16 protein-coding genes and 1 riboswitch are annotated in these 16,183 nt (G+C 54.0%); of the genes, 11 read left to right on the forward strand and 5 right to left on the reverse strand.

Translation table 11 applies throughout. The features are described 5' to 3' along the window. Position 1 precedes the first annotated feature (1 nt). Positions 2-1,318 carry a glycolate oxidase subunit GlcF gene (gene glcF / locus G512_RS0115255; protein ID WP_028482463.1) on the forward strand — a complete coding sequence of 439 codons (1,317 nt, stop codon included), beginning with the start codon at positions 2-4 and terminating at the stop codon, positions 1,316-1,318. 63 nt (positions 1,319-1,381) lie between these two features. Further along, positions 1,382-2,059 carry a hypothetical protein gene (locus G512_RS0115260; protein WP_028482464.1) on the forward strand — a complete coding sequence of 226 codons (678 nt, stop codon included), beginning with the start codon at positions 1,382-1,384 and terminating at the stop codon, positions 2,057-2,059. A 24-nt stretch (positions 2,060-2,083) separates the two neighbouring features. On the opposite strand, the gene G512_RS22480 is transcribed toward G512_RS0115260, so the two are convergent. Further along, a complete protein-coding gene (locus tag G512_RS22480; protein WP_028482465.1) occupies positions 2,084-2,782 on the reverse strand; it encodes a L,D-transpeptidase in 699 nt (232 codons plus the stop codon). 395 nt (positions 2,783-3,177) lie between these two features. Here G512_RS22480 and G512_RS0115270 point away from each other — a divergent pair, with 395 nt between their 5' ends. Both G512_RS0115270 and G512_RS0115275 read left to right on the forward strand, forming a co-directional pair. Next, positions 3,178-3,909, forward strand: coding sequence for a protein phosphatase CheZ (locus G512_RS0115270; protein WP_028482466.1), 732 nt, complete (start codon positions 3,178-3,180; stop codon positions 3,907-3,909). A gap of 108 nt (positions 3,910-4,017) precedes the next feature. Then, positions 4,018-4,656 carry a DNA-3-methyladenine glycosylase I gene (locus tag G512_RS0115275; protein WP_028482467.1) on the forward strand — a complete coding sequence of 213 codons (639 nt, stop codon included), beginning with the start codon at positions 4,018-4,020 and terminating at the stop codon, positions 4,654-4,656. 60 nt (positions 4,657-4,716) lie between these two features. On the opposite strand, the gene hisG is transcribed toward G512_RS0115275, so the two are convergent. From hisG to hisS, 3 genes are read right to left on the reverse strand one after another with little or no spacing between them, the layout of a single operon-like run. Further along, positions 4,717-5,691 (reverse strand): ATP phosphoribosyltransferase, encoded by a 975-nt coding sequence (gene hisG, locus G512_RS0115280; RefSeq protein WP_028482468.1) that lies wholly within the window; start codon positions 5,689-5,691, stop codon positions 4,717-4,719. Positions 5,692-5,706: 15 nt separating this feature from the next. Further along, complete coding sequence (locus G512_RS0115285) at positions 5,707-6,813, reverse strand: ATP phosphoribosyltransferase regulatory subunit (RefSeq protein ID WP_028482469.1); 1,107 nt, start codon at positions 6,811-6,813, stop codon at positions 5,707-5,709. A gap of 4 nt (positions 6,814-6,817) precedes the next feature. Next, the gene (hisS, locus tag G512_RS0115290; protein ID WP_028482470.1) at positions 6,818-8,338 is read right to left on the reverse strand and encodes a histidine--tRNA ligase; all 1,521 of its coding nucleotides are present in this window, start codon (positions 8,336-8,338) and stop codon (positions 6,818-6,820) included. Positions 8,339-8,568: 230 nt separating this feature from the next. Between hisS and G512_RS0115295 the strand changes: the two genes are divergently transcribed. The 6 genes from G512_RS0115295 (at position 8,569) to G512_RS0115320 (ending at position 14,089) form a co-directional block, all read left to right on the forward strand. Then, positions 8,569-9,714, forward strand: a complete 1,146-nt coding sequence (locus G512_RS0115295; protein ID WP_028482471.1) for a glycosyltransferase — start codon at positions 8,569-8,571, stop codon at positions 9,712-9,714. Positions 9,715-9,753: 39 nt separating this feature from the next. Continuing rightward, complete coding sequence (locus G512_RS21380; protein ID WP_051269430.1) at positions 9,754-11,262, forward strand: glycosyltransferase family 39 protein; 1,509 nt, start codon at positions 9,754-9,756, stop codon at positions 11,260-11,262. An 86-nt stretch (positions 11,263-11,348) separates the two neighbouring features. Further along, the gene (locus G512_RS0115305) at positions 11,349-12,137 is read left to right on the forward strand and encodes a ChbG/HpnK family deacetylase (protein WP_208975033.1); all 789 of its coding nucleotides are present in this window, start codon (positions 11,349-11,351) and stop codon (positions 12,135-12,137) included. 261 nt (positions 12,138-12,398) lie between these two features. Next, a complete protein-coding gene (locus G512_RS0115310) occupies positions 12,399-13,088 on the forward strand; it encodes a Crp/Fnr family transcriptional regulator (protein ID WP_028482473.1) in 690 nt (229 codons plus the stop codon). Positions 13,089-13,176: 88 nt separating this feature from the next. Beyond that, positions 13,177-13,608, forward strand: coding sequence for a globin family protein (locus G512_RS22230; RefSeq protein WP_051269432.1), 432 nt, complete (start codon positions 13,177-13,179; stop codon positions 13,606-13,608). Positions 13,609-13,657: 49 nt separating this feature from the next. Next, the gene (locus G512_RS0115320) at positions 13,658-14,089 is read left to right on the forward strand and encodes an acyl-CoA thioesterase (RefSeq protein WP_028482474.1); all 432 of its coding nucleotides are present in this window, start codon (positions 13,658-13,660) and stop codon (positions 14,087-14,089) included. Between the two features lie 22 nt (positions 14,090-14,111). On the opposite strand, the gene G512_RS0115325 is transcribed toward G512_RS0115320, so the two are convergent. After that, entirely contained in the window at positions 14,112-14,486 is a 375-nt protein-coding gene (locus G512_RS0115325) for a hypothetical protein (protein ID WP_208975034.1), read from the reverse strand. 49 nt (positions 14,487-14,535) lie between these two features. Beyond that, a riboswitch (SAM-I-IV-variant riboswitch) is annotated at positions 14,536-14,658 on the reverse strand. 261 nt (positions 14,659-14,919) lie between these two features. Between G512_RS0115325 and G512_RS0115330 the strand changes: the two genes are divergently transcribed. Next, entirely contained in the window at positions 14,920-16,167 is a 1,248-nt protein-coding gene (locus G512_RS0115330; RefSeq protein ID WP_028482476.1) for a PQQ-dependent sugar dehydrogenase, read from the forward strand. Positions 16,168-16,183 lie beyond the last annotated feature (16 nt).

Consider the following 16,183-nt stretch of genomic DNA (forward strand, 5'->3'; position numbering starts at 1 on the left):
AGTGCAAACCAACTTCACGCCCGAACAACTCCAAGATCCTGCTGTTGCGAACTCAGAGCAGATCCTGCGCAAGTGTGTGCATTGCGGTTTCTGTACAGCGACCTGTCCCACCTTTACCTTGCTGGGAGATGAGCTCGACAGCCCGCGTGGTCGTATTTATCTGATCAAGGAGATGTTGGAAAATGATCGTCCCGCGGATGCGCGAACGGTTAAGCATATTGATCGATGCTTGTCATGTCTGGCTTGTATGACAACCTGTCCTTCGGGCGTGAATTACATGCACTTGGTGGATCACGCACGGACGCACATCGAAAAGACGTACAAACGGCCTTTCCATGACAGGGTGCTCAGGTCCGTTCTTGCCAACATTCTGCCGTATCCCGCGCGCTTCAGGTGGGCCCTTCGTGCGGCGAGGGTGTCCAAGCCATTCGCCGGTTTATTTCGCAAGTTGGGGGGACCTTTTGGCAGGCTGGGTGCCATGCTTGACTTGGCACCCTCTGGAAGCCTTCTCCCCTCCCGATTGGGCCCAGGGCAACACTATCCAGAGCTGGAGAGTAAAAAGGGCAGGGTGGTATTGCTCAAGGGCTGTGCCCAACCGGTGATGAAACCTTCCATCAATGAAGCGACGGTGCGGCTTCTAACACGTCTGGGCTATGAAGTGGCAAGCGCCCCGGATGAAGGGTGCTGTGGTGCACTGGTGCACCATATGGGCCGTGAGGACGACGCGCTGGATAGTGCACGGCGCAATGTTGATGCGTGGATCAAGCAGCACGAACGGGAACCACTGGAGGCGATCGTCATCACGGCCTCTGGATGTGGCACCACGATTAAGGACTATGGGTTTATGCTGCGCAACGATCCACAGTACAAGGAAAAGGCGGCCATGATTTCCAGCTTGGCGGTCGACATCACGGAGTTCCTCTCGAAAGTAGAGTTGGGACTTCCACGCAAATCGGTTCGCGCCACTGTTGCCTATCATTCTGCGTGCTCCATGCAGCATGGCCAGAAAATAACGAGCCAACCCAAGCAATTGCTCACGCAGGCGGGCTTTAAAGTAAAGGATGTACCAGAGGGACATCTGTGTTGTGGGTCGGCTGGCACCTACAACATCATGCAGCCGCAAATTGCGGAGAAACTGAAAGAACGCAAACTTGCCAACATCAGCCGCACGAGACCCGATTTGATTGCAACGGGGAATATTGGTTGTATTACACAGTTGAGTACAGGCGCCGATGTTCCGGTGGTGCACACGGTGGAGCTGTTGGACTGGGTTTATGGCGGCCCCATGCCGAATGGATGTGATAGCACTCTTGCGTGATGGGGATAGGGAGCCTAGATCCCCAAGAAGTAAGAATAAAACAAGATCAGGAGGTCGGGTGCCATGTCAGCGGCAGGAAAAAGCACAGCTGTCGTGAGCCTGGGAATTTCGTGCCAAAGTGCTCGTCAAATACGCACGCATACCGAGCTGATCTCCAGCCTGCTTGGCGAACCTGTCGAGCACACTTCTCATTTCTTCGATGGGTTGGTCACACCACCATTGGGGCTTGCAAAGCTGTTGGATGACGGATTTCCCCTGTTTTCTCGAGAAAGCCTCGAAGACGGACCGGGTCATCCTACGTGGCAGCCCTACGGAATTCGGTTTTTGCATCATTTTCGCGGTGAAGACGGCGTTGCCGATATCGATGCGTACTTCGACAATGAGGTTTCGAGGTTTACTTACCTGCGTCGCCGGTTCCTGCAACTTCGAGATGCTGAGAACTTGCTCTTTGTCATTTCGAACTCTCAGAACAATTTGGATGAAGTTGCGCAGGAAACGGCGATGGAAACCATTGAGTTTGACCAGGGGCAACTGGAAACGCTCAAAGGCAGTCTGGCCCGATTTTTCGGTCGGCACTGGCCGCTTGTGGTCGTAACGCATGAAGAGCGGGTGCAAGATGTGTCTCATGACGCGCTTCACATCTTGCAGCCTGATTCAACAGAATGGACTGGAGACAAGCAGCAATGGGCTGATGTCTTTCGCCGCCACCTCACTCTGCATGAGAGCGCGCGGTTCGTTTGAAAGATCTGCCTCGACAGAAGTCGGCTAACGTACAACCACTTTGGCGCCAACAGGAACACGGGCATAGAGGTCCATGACATCTTCATTGCGCATACGGATGCACCCTGAAGATACCGCTTGCCCGATGGTCCATGGCTCGTTTGAACCGTGGATTCTATAGAGAGTTGAACCGAGATAAAGGGCACGCGCGCCAAGTGGGTTTTTGGGTCCACCCGGGACGTAACGAGGAAGGTCTGGTCTGCGCTGCAGCATCGCTTCCGGTGGGCGCCAATCGGGCCATTCTCTTTTCCGTGTCACTTTGTGGGTGCCAGCCCATTCGAAGCCCGGTCGCCCAACACCCACTCCATAACGCCGCGCCTTCTTGCCTGGTAGAACGTGGTACAGGTAACGGGCGTTTGTATCGATGATGATCGTGCCCGGCCGCTCATGGCCGGCGTAATTTACCGTTGTTGGGAGGAATTGCTCCGGGATCCGTCTGGTTTGATGGTTTTTGAAGTTAGGCGTAGTTGCGGGCGCGCTGTGAGGCTGTGGAGAGCGTGACCGCAACACCCTCCGATGTTGTGGGGCAATTTGCATTTCCCACGGATCAGAAAGGTTCGGACTCAACACAGGTGGCGGCGCAGAAGCGCGTGGTGTGAAGTCGGCTAGAGCTGAGGCGCTTGGGGTTAGTACCCAAAGAACAGCGACACATAGATAGCGTGATGCGCGTTGAAAACGGCCCATGGAGTAATCCCCGATTGCAGCAAGTGAATTGACCGTAATAACCACTAAGAAATAACTGGTTAAGAGCACAAGCTGCCGTTCGGGTCATCTCTGTTTTGGTAAATGAAGTCTTAATGCTACAAAATTGAAGTTTTCTTGAATAAAACCTGTACTTGTTATATGAGCGACGCAAACGAGCCGTAATGCACCCGATGGACGGCGAGCAATATGGGTGCGCATTCTTCTGGGAAATCAATTCTTAAGGGACGTCTGTTTAGCTTTCGGAAAATCTGACGATTCGAGATCGATGTCTTTTTATGTTTGAAACGTGAGTTGCAGGGTGATGTGGCGTCCCGCAATTCTAAGGCATCAATACCGGATGATCGTGCGGCCCAAGTTAGAGGTTTGGAGTGGCAATGGTAGTTGCAAAGCGAGCATTTCGCGCTGAGGTCCATTTTGATCGCACTCGTGTGGCGATTGAAGAGGATGGCTGCGAGGATAGTTTGCGGCACCGCGAAGTAATGCGCGAGCTGGCGGAGTTGAAGTCGCTGGTAAAGCCGCAGCCGGACGCAAGCTCGATTTCGGAGCAATTGACAAATGCCCTGCGCGAAGAGTTGGGCGAAGCAGCGAAGCTCAAGGTGGAACTGGACGCGATCTATGATGCAATCGCTAAAACCAAGACAGAGTTGGCCGCGTTACATCGCAAAGCAGCGCAAACCGAACCGGTTGGCAGTCATGTTGCCAACGAGCTGGATGCCATCGTAAAGGGCACTGAGGGCGCGACCGAGCAAATTCTGGGATCTGCCGAACATATTGATGAAGTCGCAGGCAGCCTTGGGGATGTCGTTCCGCCGGCTCAGCAGGCTATGGTTACCGATATTCAGGATCGCGTCATTTCCATTTTTGAAGCCTGTAACTTCCAGGATTTGACGGGCCAGCGCATCACCAAAGTGGTGGCGACCCTGTCCTTCGTCGAAGAGCGCATCATCAAGATGATGGAAATCTGGGGCGGCCTGGAAAGCTTCAAGGATGTGGCTGTGCCGGAGGATCCGCCGAAGGATGAAAACGAAGCGCTGCTTCACGGGCCTGCGCTTGAGGGCGAGCCCGGTGTTGTGACGCAGGATGACATTGACGCCTTGTTCTCTTAAGTGGCCTGAATAAAGGTCTGCCGAATGCTCCACCGAAAAAGCCTTCCGACGGATTTTCGGTGGAGTTTTTTGTAGCTATGGTTGAACAAATAGAGAACGGAGAGCGCGATGACCGAAACACCGGCAAAAGGTCTGCTGCAGGGAAAAGATGGATCATGCACATGCTGGTGGCATGGCGGGGATCCTTTCTATAAACGCTATCACGATGAAGAATGGGGGCGCCCCGTTTTTTCCGATCACCGACTTTTTGAGAAAATCTGTCTTGAGGGTTTTCAGGCCGGTTTGTCATGGTTGACGATTTTGCGAAAGCGCGAGAACTTTCGCGCAGCATTTGCAAGCTTCGACTTTGACCGGATCGCGCGGTTTGATGAGGCAGACGTAGAGCGTCTGGTGCAGGATGCAGGCATCATTCGCCATCGCGGAAAGATCAACTCCACCATCAACAATGCAAAAAGGGCACAAGAACTGAGAGAGGAATTCGGTTCGCTTGCAAAATATTTCTGGTCTTGGGAACCAGCCCCCGAAGAGCGTCCTCTAAAAGCCGACTATGACAGCCTCGCCCCGCTCGGTAAGACTCAGACCTCTACCAATCTCTCAAAGGACCTGAAGAAGCGCGGGTGGACCTTTGTCGGACCGACGACTGTTTATGCCTTTATGCAAGCCATGGGGATGGTGAACGACCATCTGGAGGGCTGCACTTTCCGAGAGGTTGTTGAAGCTGAGCGCGCTCAGGCGAAGCGCCCATGATGTTGCACGGTACGGCGTGCTCCGCCGCCCACTTCAAATCCGCAGCAGGCGGCGTCAGCCCTATGATCCTGTGACCCGATGTTTGAGGGGATCAAAAAGCGGGTTGTCTGTTGTGAACACATAATCCAGACCGGCTACGCTCACCAATGGGGCGCCTCTCGCCCGCAACCAGTTTGCACACTCCGCCACCGCCTTCGAGGGGCAATGCAGGATCAGCACGGACTCTGAAGGGGTGCCGAATGGAGCAGTGCAGCCGAACTTGGTTGCGGCTTCTGATGCGATCTCTGCAGGCGCCCGAACGGAACACCGAACTTCCTTCAACTTGTGGGCTTCGTCTTGTGCAGCGATCTGGTCCAGAATCTGCCGGGCCACATCAAGGTTCTTTTCTGACCAGTCGGCCGTCAGGGAAGCCACCAGATGGGCTTGCGATTTCATCATCACCCCATCATCCGGAACCTTCAACGCATTGGCTTCCAGCGTCGAGCCTGTGGAGGTGATGTCCACGATCATCTCTGCAGCCCCGGCTGCAGGTGCTCCCTCGGTCGCCCCGGCGCTTTCGACAATGCGATAATCCAGAATGCCGTGACTTGCGAAGAATTGCCGGGTTATGTTGACGTACTTTGTCGCGATGCGCATCCGTGTTCCATGACGAGCGCGAAAGTCCGAAGCCACATCCGCCAGATCGGTCATTGATGTTACATCGATCCATGCTTTCGGCACGGCAATCACCACATCTGCATGACCAAAGCCCAGCGGCGTCACGATGTGGGTCTTCTCTTCTGGCCGATCAATGTTCTCACGCACAAGATCGGTTCCGGTCACGCCGAAGTGGACGGTACCGGCCGCAATTTCTCGGGCAATTTCAGAAGCGGAAAGGAAAGCTATTTCCAAACCGTCAATACCTTTGATGTTGCCACGATAGTTGCGGTCGCCGCCGGGCCGTTCGATCTTGAGGCCGGCTTTGGCGAAGAAATCCTGCGTTTTTTCCTGAAGGCGCCCTTTTGAGGGCAGCGCAACGATCAAATTCTCACTCATCGGTTTTGCCCTCTATCAAATGCGGTCGAGCCAGGTTGTAAAGCCGATGGCAGGCACGGGCTTGGGCGCGCCCAGCAGTTCAACCAGCTTGTCATAACGACCACCGCCCATGAATTGCCCAAGGTGCTCGGTTCGCTTCGTGTGCATTTCAAAAACAAAACCGGTGTAATAGTCGAGACGCCGACCAAAGTCGCCGGAGTATTCCAGCTGCGAGATATCGATGCCGCGTTCGGCCATGAGCTCTGTGCGTTTGGCGAGCCGTTGGATGGAAGTGTCCAGTTCAAGCCCTGTCTCTCTGGCAAAAGCATGCAGTGTTTCAACCGCCCGATCGGGCGGAGGGCCGGATATATCCAGATATGCTTTCAGTCGTCCCAAGGCGTCTTTATCAACACCGGGTCCAGAGCGAAGGGCTGCCTGTTCCATGAAACGCTCGGCAATTTCGTGAGCACTACGGCCGCCCACGGCGGAAACACCGGCAATGGAAAGCAGGTCCTCAACAACCGCGACAGCTGCCTCTGGGTCTTTGCCTTCCATGGCGGCCAGCAGTCCAAGTTTGCCTTCCGGAGCGCCATCGCTGCCACTCATACGCTCAATCACTGCATTCAAATTCGGGCGTGTACCAAAAACATCGCGCAATCGGCGTTGCCAGACCTTAGGGATCTCGAGAGCTTTCAAAACGGCGACAAAAAGCCCTTCGTCGCCAATGCGAACGCGATAGTCTTCAACATTCAGAAGGTCTGCCGCTTCCAATGCGAGGCTCAACATATCGGCATCGGCCTGCTCCTCATCGGAACGGCCAATGGATTCGACACCTGCCTGCAGGGTCTCGCCAATTGTGCCAGCACGTTGGCGAAACACGGGCCCGGCATAGGAAAATGCTGCGATGCGATCGGGGGCGCCGCCTTGCAGATAATGTCGTGCTACAGGAATTGTGAAATCGGGCCGCAAGCATAGTTCATGACCATCCTCACCATGGGTAAGAAACAGGCGTCGACGAAGGTCTTCGCCCACCAGATCAAGAAACGTTTCCGCAGGTTGCAGAATTGGTGGAGTCACCGTTTCATAGCCTGTGGATGTAAACAGACGGCTCAAGGCCGCAATGCGTGCATCGCCCGAAGTCATGTGCTCAGCTCTCGCGTTCTTTCTGTCGGTCTTGTTCCTGAGACTTCAATAGTTTCAGGACTTCCTCGACAAGGTTTTCCGTCTTGACAGCAAACTGTGCCGGACGGCTTTCGCGCCATGTCTTGTTGTCTTCAATCTCTTCGGAAAGCCGTTTGCCTTCGATGAGATCCTTGATCTGAATCTCACCAGCTTCACGTTCTTGAGAGCCTTGAATGATGGCGCAAGGGGAGTTGCGTTTGTCGGCATATTGTAGCTGCTTGCCAAACTGTTTCGGATTCCCTTGGAACATTTCGGACCGAATGCCGGCAGTGCGCAGTTCCTGTACCATGCGCATGTAGTGCGAAAGGCTCTCCGTATCCCGATCCATTACGCAGACAACGACCGGGCCGAGGATTTCTTCATCACCCAGTTTTCCCAGTACCTTGAGTGCGGCCATCAGGCGGGAAACGCCCACCGAAAACCCGGTGGAAGGTACTGGTTGGCTCATGAACCTGGAGACGAGGCCGTCATAGCGACCGCCGCCGCCAACGGAGCCGAAGCGAACTGGGTTGCCTTTTTCGTCTTTGACTTCAAAGGTCAGTTCAGCTTCATAAACTGGGCCGGTGTAGTATTCGAGCCCGCGTACAACGGAAGGGTCAATCAATACCCGGCCATCAGAATATCCGGCGGCGTCAAACAACGCTGCCATGGTAGCCAGTTCTTCAACCCCTTCAGCACCCACGGTGCTGTCCACAATAAGCTTGCGCAGATTATCAATGGTACCGGCTGCTGTTTCCGCGCCTGCCTCTACAAACGCCAAAACGACATCTGCGGCCTTGTCATCAAGGCCAGCGCCTTTCGTGAAATCGCCGCTATCGTCTTTTCGTCCTTCACCCAGAAGGAGACGCACGCCCTCGACACCAAGGCGATCCAGCTTGTCGACGGCACGAAGGACAGTCAGTCGGCGTTCAGCGTGTTCATCGCCTGCAAGACCTATGACTTCCATCACGCCATCAAGAACCTTGCGGTTGTTGACGCGGATCACGTAGTCGCCACGTGCAATGCCAAGACGCTCCATTGTATCCGAAGCCATCATGCAGATTTCGGCATCAGCAGAAACGGACGGTGCGCCAATCGTGTCTGCATCAAATTGCATGAACTGGCGGAAGCGACCTGGTCCCGGCTTTTCGTTGCGGAACACATACCCGGCACGATAGCTGCGGTAGGGTTTGGGCAGGTGGTCAAAGTTTTCGGCGACATGGCGGGCAAGGGGCGCGGTCAAATCATACCGCAGGCTCATCCATTGCTCATCGTCATCTTGAAGCGAGAAAACACCGGCATTTGGGCGGTCCTGGTCAGGTAGGAACTTACCCAAGGCATCCGTATACTCGAACTGAGGGGTTTCAACAGGTTCGAAGCCATATAGCTCGTAGGTGTCCTTGATCACCTTGAGCATGCGATCCATTGCCAGAAGCTCAGAAGGCCCCCGGTCCACAAAGCCACGGGGCAAACGTGCCTTCAGCTTTGCGCTTTTCTTCTTTGCCATGAGGGTTACTCATCCCTAAGAACTGTGCGGACTGATGTATGGCTATAATAAAGCCATTCGTTGAATGTCTCCTAGACCATACAGGTACCAAGGGCAAGGCGGGAGCACGGGTGAATCCCGAGTGATTTTATTAAACAGTGCTTGCATTATCGATATTTGTGGCTACCGTCCCGCTCGAAAACGAGGGCAGCGCCTTCTCGGCGTTGGCGATTCCCAAGTGGAGTGAACACGTGTCTGACACGAGCCCAGACGCACTATGCGAGAATGCAGACGCAACGGATGCCAAGTCCGGTCCCGAACTGTCGATCGTCCTGCCCACCTTTAACGAGAGAGAAAATGTTCCTCTTGTGGTGGAAGCTTTGCGGAAGTGCCTTGAAGGTGTCAATTGGGAGGTGATTGTTGTCGATGACAACTCCCCAGACGGCACGGCGGAATGCGCCAAGACAATCGGTCAAGTTGATCCGCGGGTAAGGGTGATCCGCCGCATTGGTCGCCGTGGTCTGTCTGGTGCCTGTATCGAAGGCATGTTGGCCTCTTCCGCGAAATATGTCGCTGTGATGGATGCCGATCTGCAACATGATGAAAACCTGTTGCCACGTATGCTGCAGGATCTGCGAAGTCAGGACTATGACATCGTGATTGCTTCACGCCACGTTGAGGGTGGGGAAGTAGGGAATGGCCTCTCTGCGGTTCGCGAGTGGGGGTCGAACTTGGCAAATTCACTTGCTCGGCGTTTCTTGCAGGTTGACCTTTCCGATCCGATGAGCGGCTTCTTCATGCTGCGCCGAGATGCCTTCGAAGATTTGGCCCCGTCTTTGTCAGCGCAGGGCTTCAAGATCATGCTGGACATTGTAGCTACTGCCAAAGGCTCGTTGCGCATCAAGGAGCTGCCGTTTGTTTTTCGGGAGCGTCTTCATGGAGAGAGCAAGTTGGATACGCTTGTCACCATGGACTATCTTGGCCTCCTGTTGGCCAAACTCTTTCATGACAGGCTGTCGATCCGCTTTCTCATGTTTTCCTTTGTTGGTGCGACAGGGGTGATTGTTCATCTGGCTGTTCTTAAAACGTTGTTGGCAACAGGGCTGGCGCAGTTCAGCGCAGCGCAGTTGGTGGCGACCTTTGTTGCAATGACGTCCAACTTTTTTCTGAACAACAGGCTGACTTACAGAGACCGGCGGCTCAAAGGGTCTGCCTGGGTCCGGGGTTTGTTCACTTTCTATCTGGTGTGTAGTTTTGGTGTTCTTGCCAATGTGGGCGTGGCAGAGCTGATTTACGCTCAACAGCCGCTGTGGTGGTTGGCGGGAGCTGCAGGCGCATTGATGGGTGCTGTTTGGAACTACGTAGCGAGCAAGACGCTTACATGGCGCCAATCATAACGCTTGATTTTGCTGGAATCGACAAGCAGGAGGGGTTGTGTGAATGATCGTGCAGCAGTGCCTTGGTATTTGCAGCCGGTTAATCTGGCGCTTTTTGTTATTGTCTTGACGGTCGTTCGTTTGTCTGTGGCTGGTTCAATCGGCCTTGTGGAAGATGAAGCTTACTACCGTCTATGGGGACTTTATCCTGCGCTTGGTTACTATGATCATCCCCCCATGGTTGGTTGGTGGATCTGGCTGGGGCAGGCAATATTCGGTGATAATCCGCTGGGGCTGCGTTTTGTGGGCGTCATCAGTGCAGCGGCGGGCTCGTTATTCTTGTGGCGAACGGCTTTTGTCCTGTTTGATATGCGGGTTGCGGGCTGGTCCGTTTTGTTCCTCAATGTCACGCTTCTGGTTGGCGTCGGGGCGCTGATTGCAACGCCCGATGCACCCTCCGTGTTGTTCTGGGGCTTGGCGCTTTGGTCCTTGGCGGAACTGAACCGTTCTCAGAATCCGAATTGGTGGTTGTTGGTCGGGGTTTTTGCGGGCTTCGGGTTGCTATCCAAGTATTCGGTCTTCTTTCTGGGTGCAGGAATTCTTCTCTGGCTTTTATGGGTTCCCCAGAACCGGCGGTACTTTCTTGCCTGGCAGCTTTGGGTTGGCGGTGCTCTGGCCCTATTGGTGTTTTCGCCAGTACTTTGGTGGAATGCCGACAACGAATGGATTTCGTTCACCAAGCAATTTGGGCGCGTTGTTGCAACGCACTACACGCTGAAATACATCGGTGAATATGTTGGTGCCGTCGCCGGCTTGTTGAACCCACTTGTGTTCATTCTGGCGCTTGTGGGGGCAGTCGTGCTCATCAAGAAGACATGGGCGCGAGAACCTGCGGCTAGCCTGTTGGTCACAACAATATTGCCGTTTCTGGTTTATCTGACCTTGCATTCGCTTCACTCTCGAGTTCAGGGCAACTGGCCCGCACCGATCTATCCAACCTTGGCTATATTCGCGGCCTATACGGTATCCTTGCCACAAGTGGCCATCCTCAATTCGTGGCGTGGCAAAGTGGCTGCAGCGGCTGTCGCGCTGGGTGTGTTTGCTGCCGGATTTGTGTATTTGCACGCGCTGTCGCCGGTTGTAGAAGGCCTTGCCCGCAAGGATCCTACCCATCAGTTGCGTTATTGGTCGGAAATTGGAGAGAAGGTTGCCGCGCTTACAGATGATGAGACCGCCACATGGGTTCTTACAACCAGCTACGGTATGACAGGGCAACTGAGCAATGCCCTTAAAAGGCAAAGGATTGGTGTGTATCAGGTCAACGAACGACTGCGTTACAAGATGATGCCGCCGCAGGTTCAACAGCCCGCTGGAAACACCATGCTTTACGTCGTTGAAGAACGGCGCGATCAGGCAGATCGGTTTCGCTCGCAGTTTAACCGTGTGGAGTTGATCACCGAGATACCGCGCCTTTCGGGAAACAGTCGCATCGAGGGTATCCGCGTCTATAAGTTGAGTGACCCGGTGGCTGGCAGTGCTATTTTGTCGCAGTCTCCCAAAACCGAGTAATTTAATCCTTATAACCTTGCGTTATCTTTTGCCTGCGTTTTAATTGGTACTCGTGATGTCAGATGAGTCCTCTTGGGCTAGGGCCAATGAAACGCATTCTGCTAACGAATCTGGAGTTCGGTACGAGCTTTGGGGTGGACCGGGCGATCTGCGACTTGATCATTGCAGGTCGACTATCTGCTGTTGGCTGTGTTGTGACCGGGCCCTTATGGGAAAAAGAGTTCTATCAACTGCGTGATGTCGTTGCCTGGGCCGAGCAAGATACCAAGGTTGGCGTAACACTGACTTTACGACGGGGATATGCCCCGCTAACCCCTTTGGGGGCTTCGGCCTTTGGTCAGTCCTATCCATCCATGTCCTGGTATTACTTGCGCGCGCCTTTCAATCTCCTGCCTGATGAGGTCCTGGAGGCGGAAATCGCTGCACAAATTGAGCTTTTTCAGCAGATTTATCTCAGAGCGCCAGCGTTTGTTGCTGTTGAAGGTGACCTCATCCGTTTTGCAGCGGTCGCTCAACGGGTTGTCAATGTGGTTTCGCTTATGCGCGCACCTCGTCCAGCCATTGTTGGGCCGTCAGGCGAATATCACAGCGGCTCGTCTCTTGAGAAAGCGGCTGCCAAGGCTGGGCTTCAGACAATTTATGCCGGTCCCACCCTGCCAGAGGGCGGGGATGAAACCGATCTTCGCGAGTTCTTTTGGCATGGTTTGGATGTACCGCACGAGAGTTCCATGGTGTTCTGCCAGCCGGGATATCCGGAGAAGGAACCTTCAATCAAGCCTTTGAAAGAGCAGAATGCCCGTGAACGTCAATTGCGTTTCCTCAATAGTGAAGAGTTTCCTTATCTCTTGAGCGAAAAAGATATCTTCTTGTTTTGATTGTCGATTTTCGTTTTTCACTGTTCAGTGAGTTTTCACGATGAAATTGACTTCAGGCGTTTTGAAAGTGCGTCGCACTACTTGACGCTTTCAATGTGAAGCACGAATATCCTCACCTACAGTGACACCCGTCACTCGGTTTTGCTTACCTAATTTTGCCACAAGTCGCGGTTAGATCGATCTGTGCATCCATGCGGGCGAATACTCCTGATTTCCGAGGGCGGCTGTCCTTTTGCTGGGCGACACGGGACACGACGACACATGCAAGAATTTATAGAGCTTTTAAAGACAAGCCCTGCGCTGAGTGTGCTGCCGGAAACATTTGCGGATGAGCTTTCAAACATTGCCCAGCCTGTCAAACTGAAATCCGGTGGTGTCCTGTTTGAAGCCGGTGATCCGGGTGACGGATGCTATGCCTTGATTGAGGGGACCCTTAAGGTTTCTGTCCTGTCGGTTGACGGCAGCGAACAATTGTTGGCTGTTCTGGGACCGGGAAGCATGGTGGGCGAGGTCTCTTTGTTGGATGATCGCCCCCGTTCAGCGACAGTCACTGCATTGAAGGACTGCAAGCTGGCTTTCATTCCCAAAACCGCATTCTATCGCTTTGCCGACAGTAATCCGGTCGTTTACCGGCACATGCTGTCCATCGTGGCAGGTCGGCTGCGCACGACCAATGATGCATTGGTTGCACGTTCGTTTCTTCCATTAACCGGGCGGGTGGCCCAAACTCTGCTCCAACTGGCTGAAACCTTTGGGAAAGACCTGGAGGATGGACGAATTCTCATCCACTACAAGCTCAGTCAGGCAGAAATCGCCAATATGGCCGGTGGGGCGCGTGAAAATGTATCTCGTGTTCTGAATACCTGGAAACGAGAAGGTCTGATCAGCCGGATCTCCGGTTACTATGCGTTGGAAAAACCCTCTGTATTGCGGGCACAAGCTAAACTTTAGTACGTAAACTCTCTATGATGCGCTGCACAATAATAGTACTATAGTAGTACATGTTGGTTGCTAATAAAAAACATAGAGAGTGATCGCTATGCAAAAAGAACTCTACGACATCCGTCCCTTGGCGGAACGGAGCCCTGTGCATTCTTCGTTAACCCACGCGCATGTGGATGCGTTGGTGGATGAATTGGCTGCATCTGTAGAAAAAGACGAGCGCCTGCGCGCGGCGTTGACGCGTGTTACTGGAGGTGACTGGTCCGACCACGTTCATCGTGCCCGCCAGTTTTGGCGCTCCGCGCTTCTTAAAACGCAGGAGTACACGGGACGCCCTGTGCGTCTGTTCGCTGATAATGCCGAAGCATTCGAGCCGGACCTGGTGGATCGGTACTTGAGCCTGTTTCATGCTGCCTGTGCGGCAACGCTTCCTAACTCAGCCCACGTCGCTGTGGTCAAGCAGGCCAATTCTGTTGCGGATAGTTTGAGTCTGGCTATGTTTGGGGGCTCCAAAACCCTCGCGGCTTGACCCGAAGTGGTCAAAATGCCGCGTTACAGCCCTGAGGATCCGCAGACTCATGACTGAACTTGCAACTGAAGCGACAGAAGACGCCCCTTTGGGTGAGCTAACAACACGCACGATGGCCATGCCGGCCGATACCAACGCGGCCGGTGACATTTTTGGCGGCTGGGTCGTGTCCCAAATGGATATCGCTGGCGGCATTTGCGCCGGGCAGTTTGCCCAGCAGCGTGTGGTTACGGTCGCCATCGACTCTATGACCTTCATCAGGCCTGTAAAGGTGGGAGATGTGCTGTGCGTCTACACGAAGGTGACCAAGGTAGGGCGGTCTTCCATGGACGTTCACATCGAGGCATGGGCGTTGCGTCATCGCTTCGGTTACCGTGAGCGTGTCACCAGCGCCAAGTTCGTCTTCGTCGCAGTGGATGACGATGGGCATTCATGCGAAATCGCAGAGGAATATCGAAAGGCCTTCGTAGAAGGAAGCTGAGATATCCGAAGGATGGGCATGGCTACCCTTTGTGGGTAGCCAGACACAATGGCTTGCGGCGAAACCTTTGTCGCAAAGCATCGTATTCCCGTGGGCGGCGATGGGCCGCGTCCAAAAACAGTCCCTCATCAATTGCGGTGGTGCAGCCGCCAGCCCACAAGCTTAAAAGCATGCCATACCTGTCTGAGCGCTCATCTTGAGAAAGGCGTGGGCATGAGGCTGCCTGAGCAGGCTTTGGCAAGCGACACTGAATGCCTTTATGCAAGACCAGACAGTCCAGCAGATAGGCTGCGGTGAATTCTTCGCACAGGTGAGCAACTGCTTCACACAAGGCTGGTGGAACGTGATCATGGACGCGTGTTTTCCATGGGTTCCGGGGTTGTCGTTTCAGTTCCAACAAAAAATCCTCCGTCGGTTTCCCGAGGAGGACTGGCGCATAATCCATAGTAACACCGCTTGGTTGCCGAACATCCAGAAAAACCTGATGTCAGCCACATCCCTAAATGCGGAAACCACCTTGCCCGGTTGGCAGGTTGGCGAGGGCGCCAGCCCTTCTCTTGATGATGTTTCTCCTATGCCATTAATAGATGGAGAAATCAACCGTCAAAGGGCGGTTTCCTGTTCCAATGAATAGCGACAGTGCCATCTCCAAGGACACTAGCAATCAATGGCTAGTGTTGAATTAAAACTGGGCGCTTTAGGGGCGTTTTCCCCTCGTACAGCTAACAAGGAGCTAACCACCCACAGATTCTGCCGGTGCGATCGTACCTTGATCTTTTGGCGAAGCTCCATATTTCCGCTGGTAACACGGATGACTTAGGGAGAATGCAATGGCTCGCCACACGCAGTGTCTGATCGCTGGCTCTATCCTGGTGAATCTCGGCACCGTCCTGCCGGGGCAAGCCAAATTGCCCGAGTTGGCATTCCAGCAAACGCCCAGCCCACAAATTCTAGCGCCAGACCAACGTGCATTACAGCGTGCTGAAGGCATTTTGAATCACATCCGCATACCGGACGGATTTGAGATCAGCGTGTTTGCATTGGTGCCCAATGCACGCCACATGGCAGTCAGTCCCTCAGGGCGGACACTGATTGTCGGCACGCGCTGGGAGGATGTGTGGGAGATCTCCCTTGATGGCGATCTTGAACAAGTTCAGGACGTGCAGCGATTTGCACCGGGAATCACGTTTGATATTCCAAATGGTCCCTGCTTTGCGCCGGATGGTGATCTTTACATTTCTGAACGCAATCGAATTCTCGTCTTTCCGGAATATGAAAGGGCGGTGCAAGATGGAGAGGTGCGGGCTTACGAGTTTGTTCCTCAAGACGACCTGATCCCGGTATCAGAGGAGTCTGGTGTTCACACGGCGCGGGTTTGCCGTATTGGCCCGGACAACAAGTTCTATGTCTCACTAGGCCAGCCTTACAATGTTTCTCCGCCCGCCAAGCAGGCTCTTTACGAAGAAACCGGAATTGGCGGGATTGTCCGCTTCGATCGGGACGGTACAAATCGCGAGGTCTATACATATGGCCTGCGCAATGCGGTCGGAATGGATTTCAATCCAGCCAACAATGAGTTGTGGTTCACCGACAATCAGGTGGACGGCATGGGCGACGATATCCCGCCGGGTGAGCTCAACCGTCAGACAGCACCCGGTCAGAATTTCGGCTTTCCCTGGTACGGGGGTGGGGATACGCGAACGATACCCTACAAAAACGCAGAGGTGCCTGCCTTGCTGGTGTTTCCTGAAGTTGAGATGGATGCTCACGCAGCGGATCTGGGTATGACCTTTTATCGCGGGAGTGCATTTCCTGAGGCTTATCAAGGCGGCATTTTCAACGCGCAACGCGGCTCATGGGATCGGACAGAACCAATTGGCGCGCGTGTCATGTTCACGTCTGTAGCCGATGATGGAAGTGCGGCTGAAACAAGTGTATTTGCAGATGGGTGGATTGCAGAGGATGGAAGCTATCGCGGGCGCCCTGTCGACGTGGCCGAATTGCCAGATGGTTCGTTACTGGTGTCGGATGACACTGCGGACGTTCTCTACCGCATCACCTATGACAACTCGCATTGACCCGGAAGTGGATGAG

It is taken from the genome of Pseudovibrio exalbescens DSM 16456 (genome assembly GCF_000422785.1).
Taxonomy (GTDB): domain Bacteria; phylum Pseudomonadota; class Alphaproteobacteria; order Rhizobiales; family Stappiaceae; genus Pseudovibrio; species Pseudovibrio exalbescens.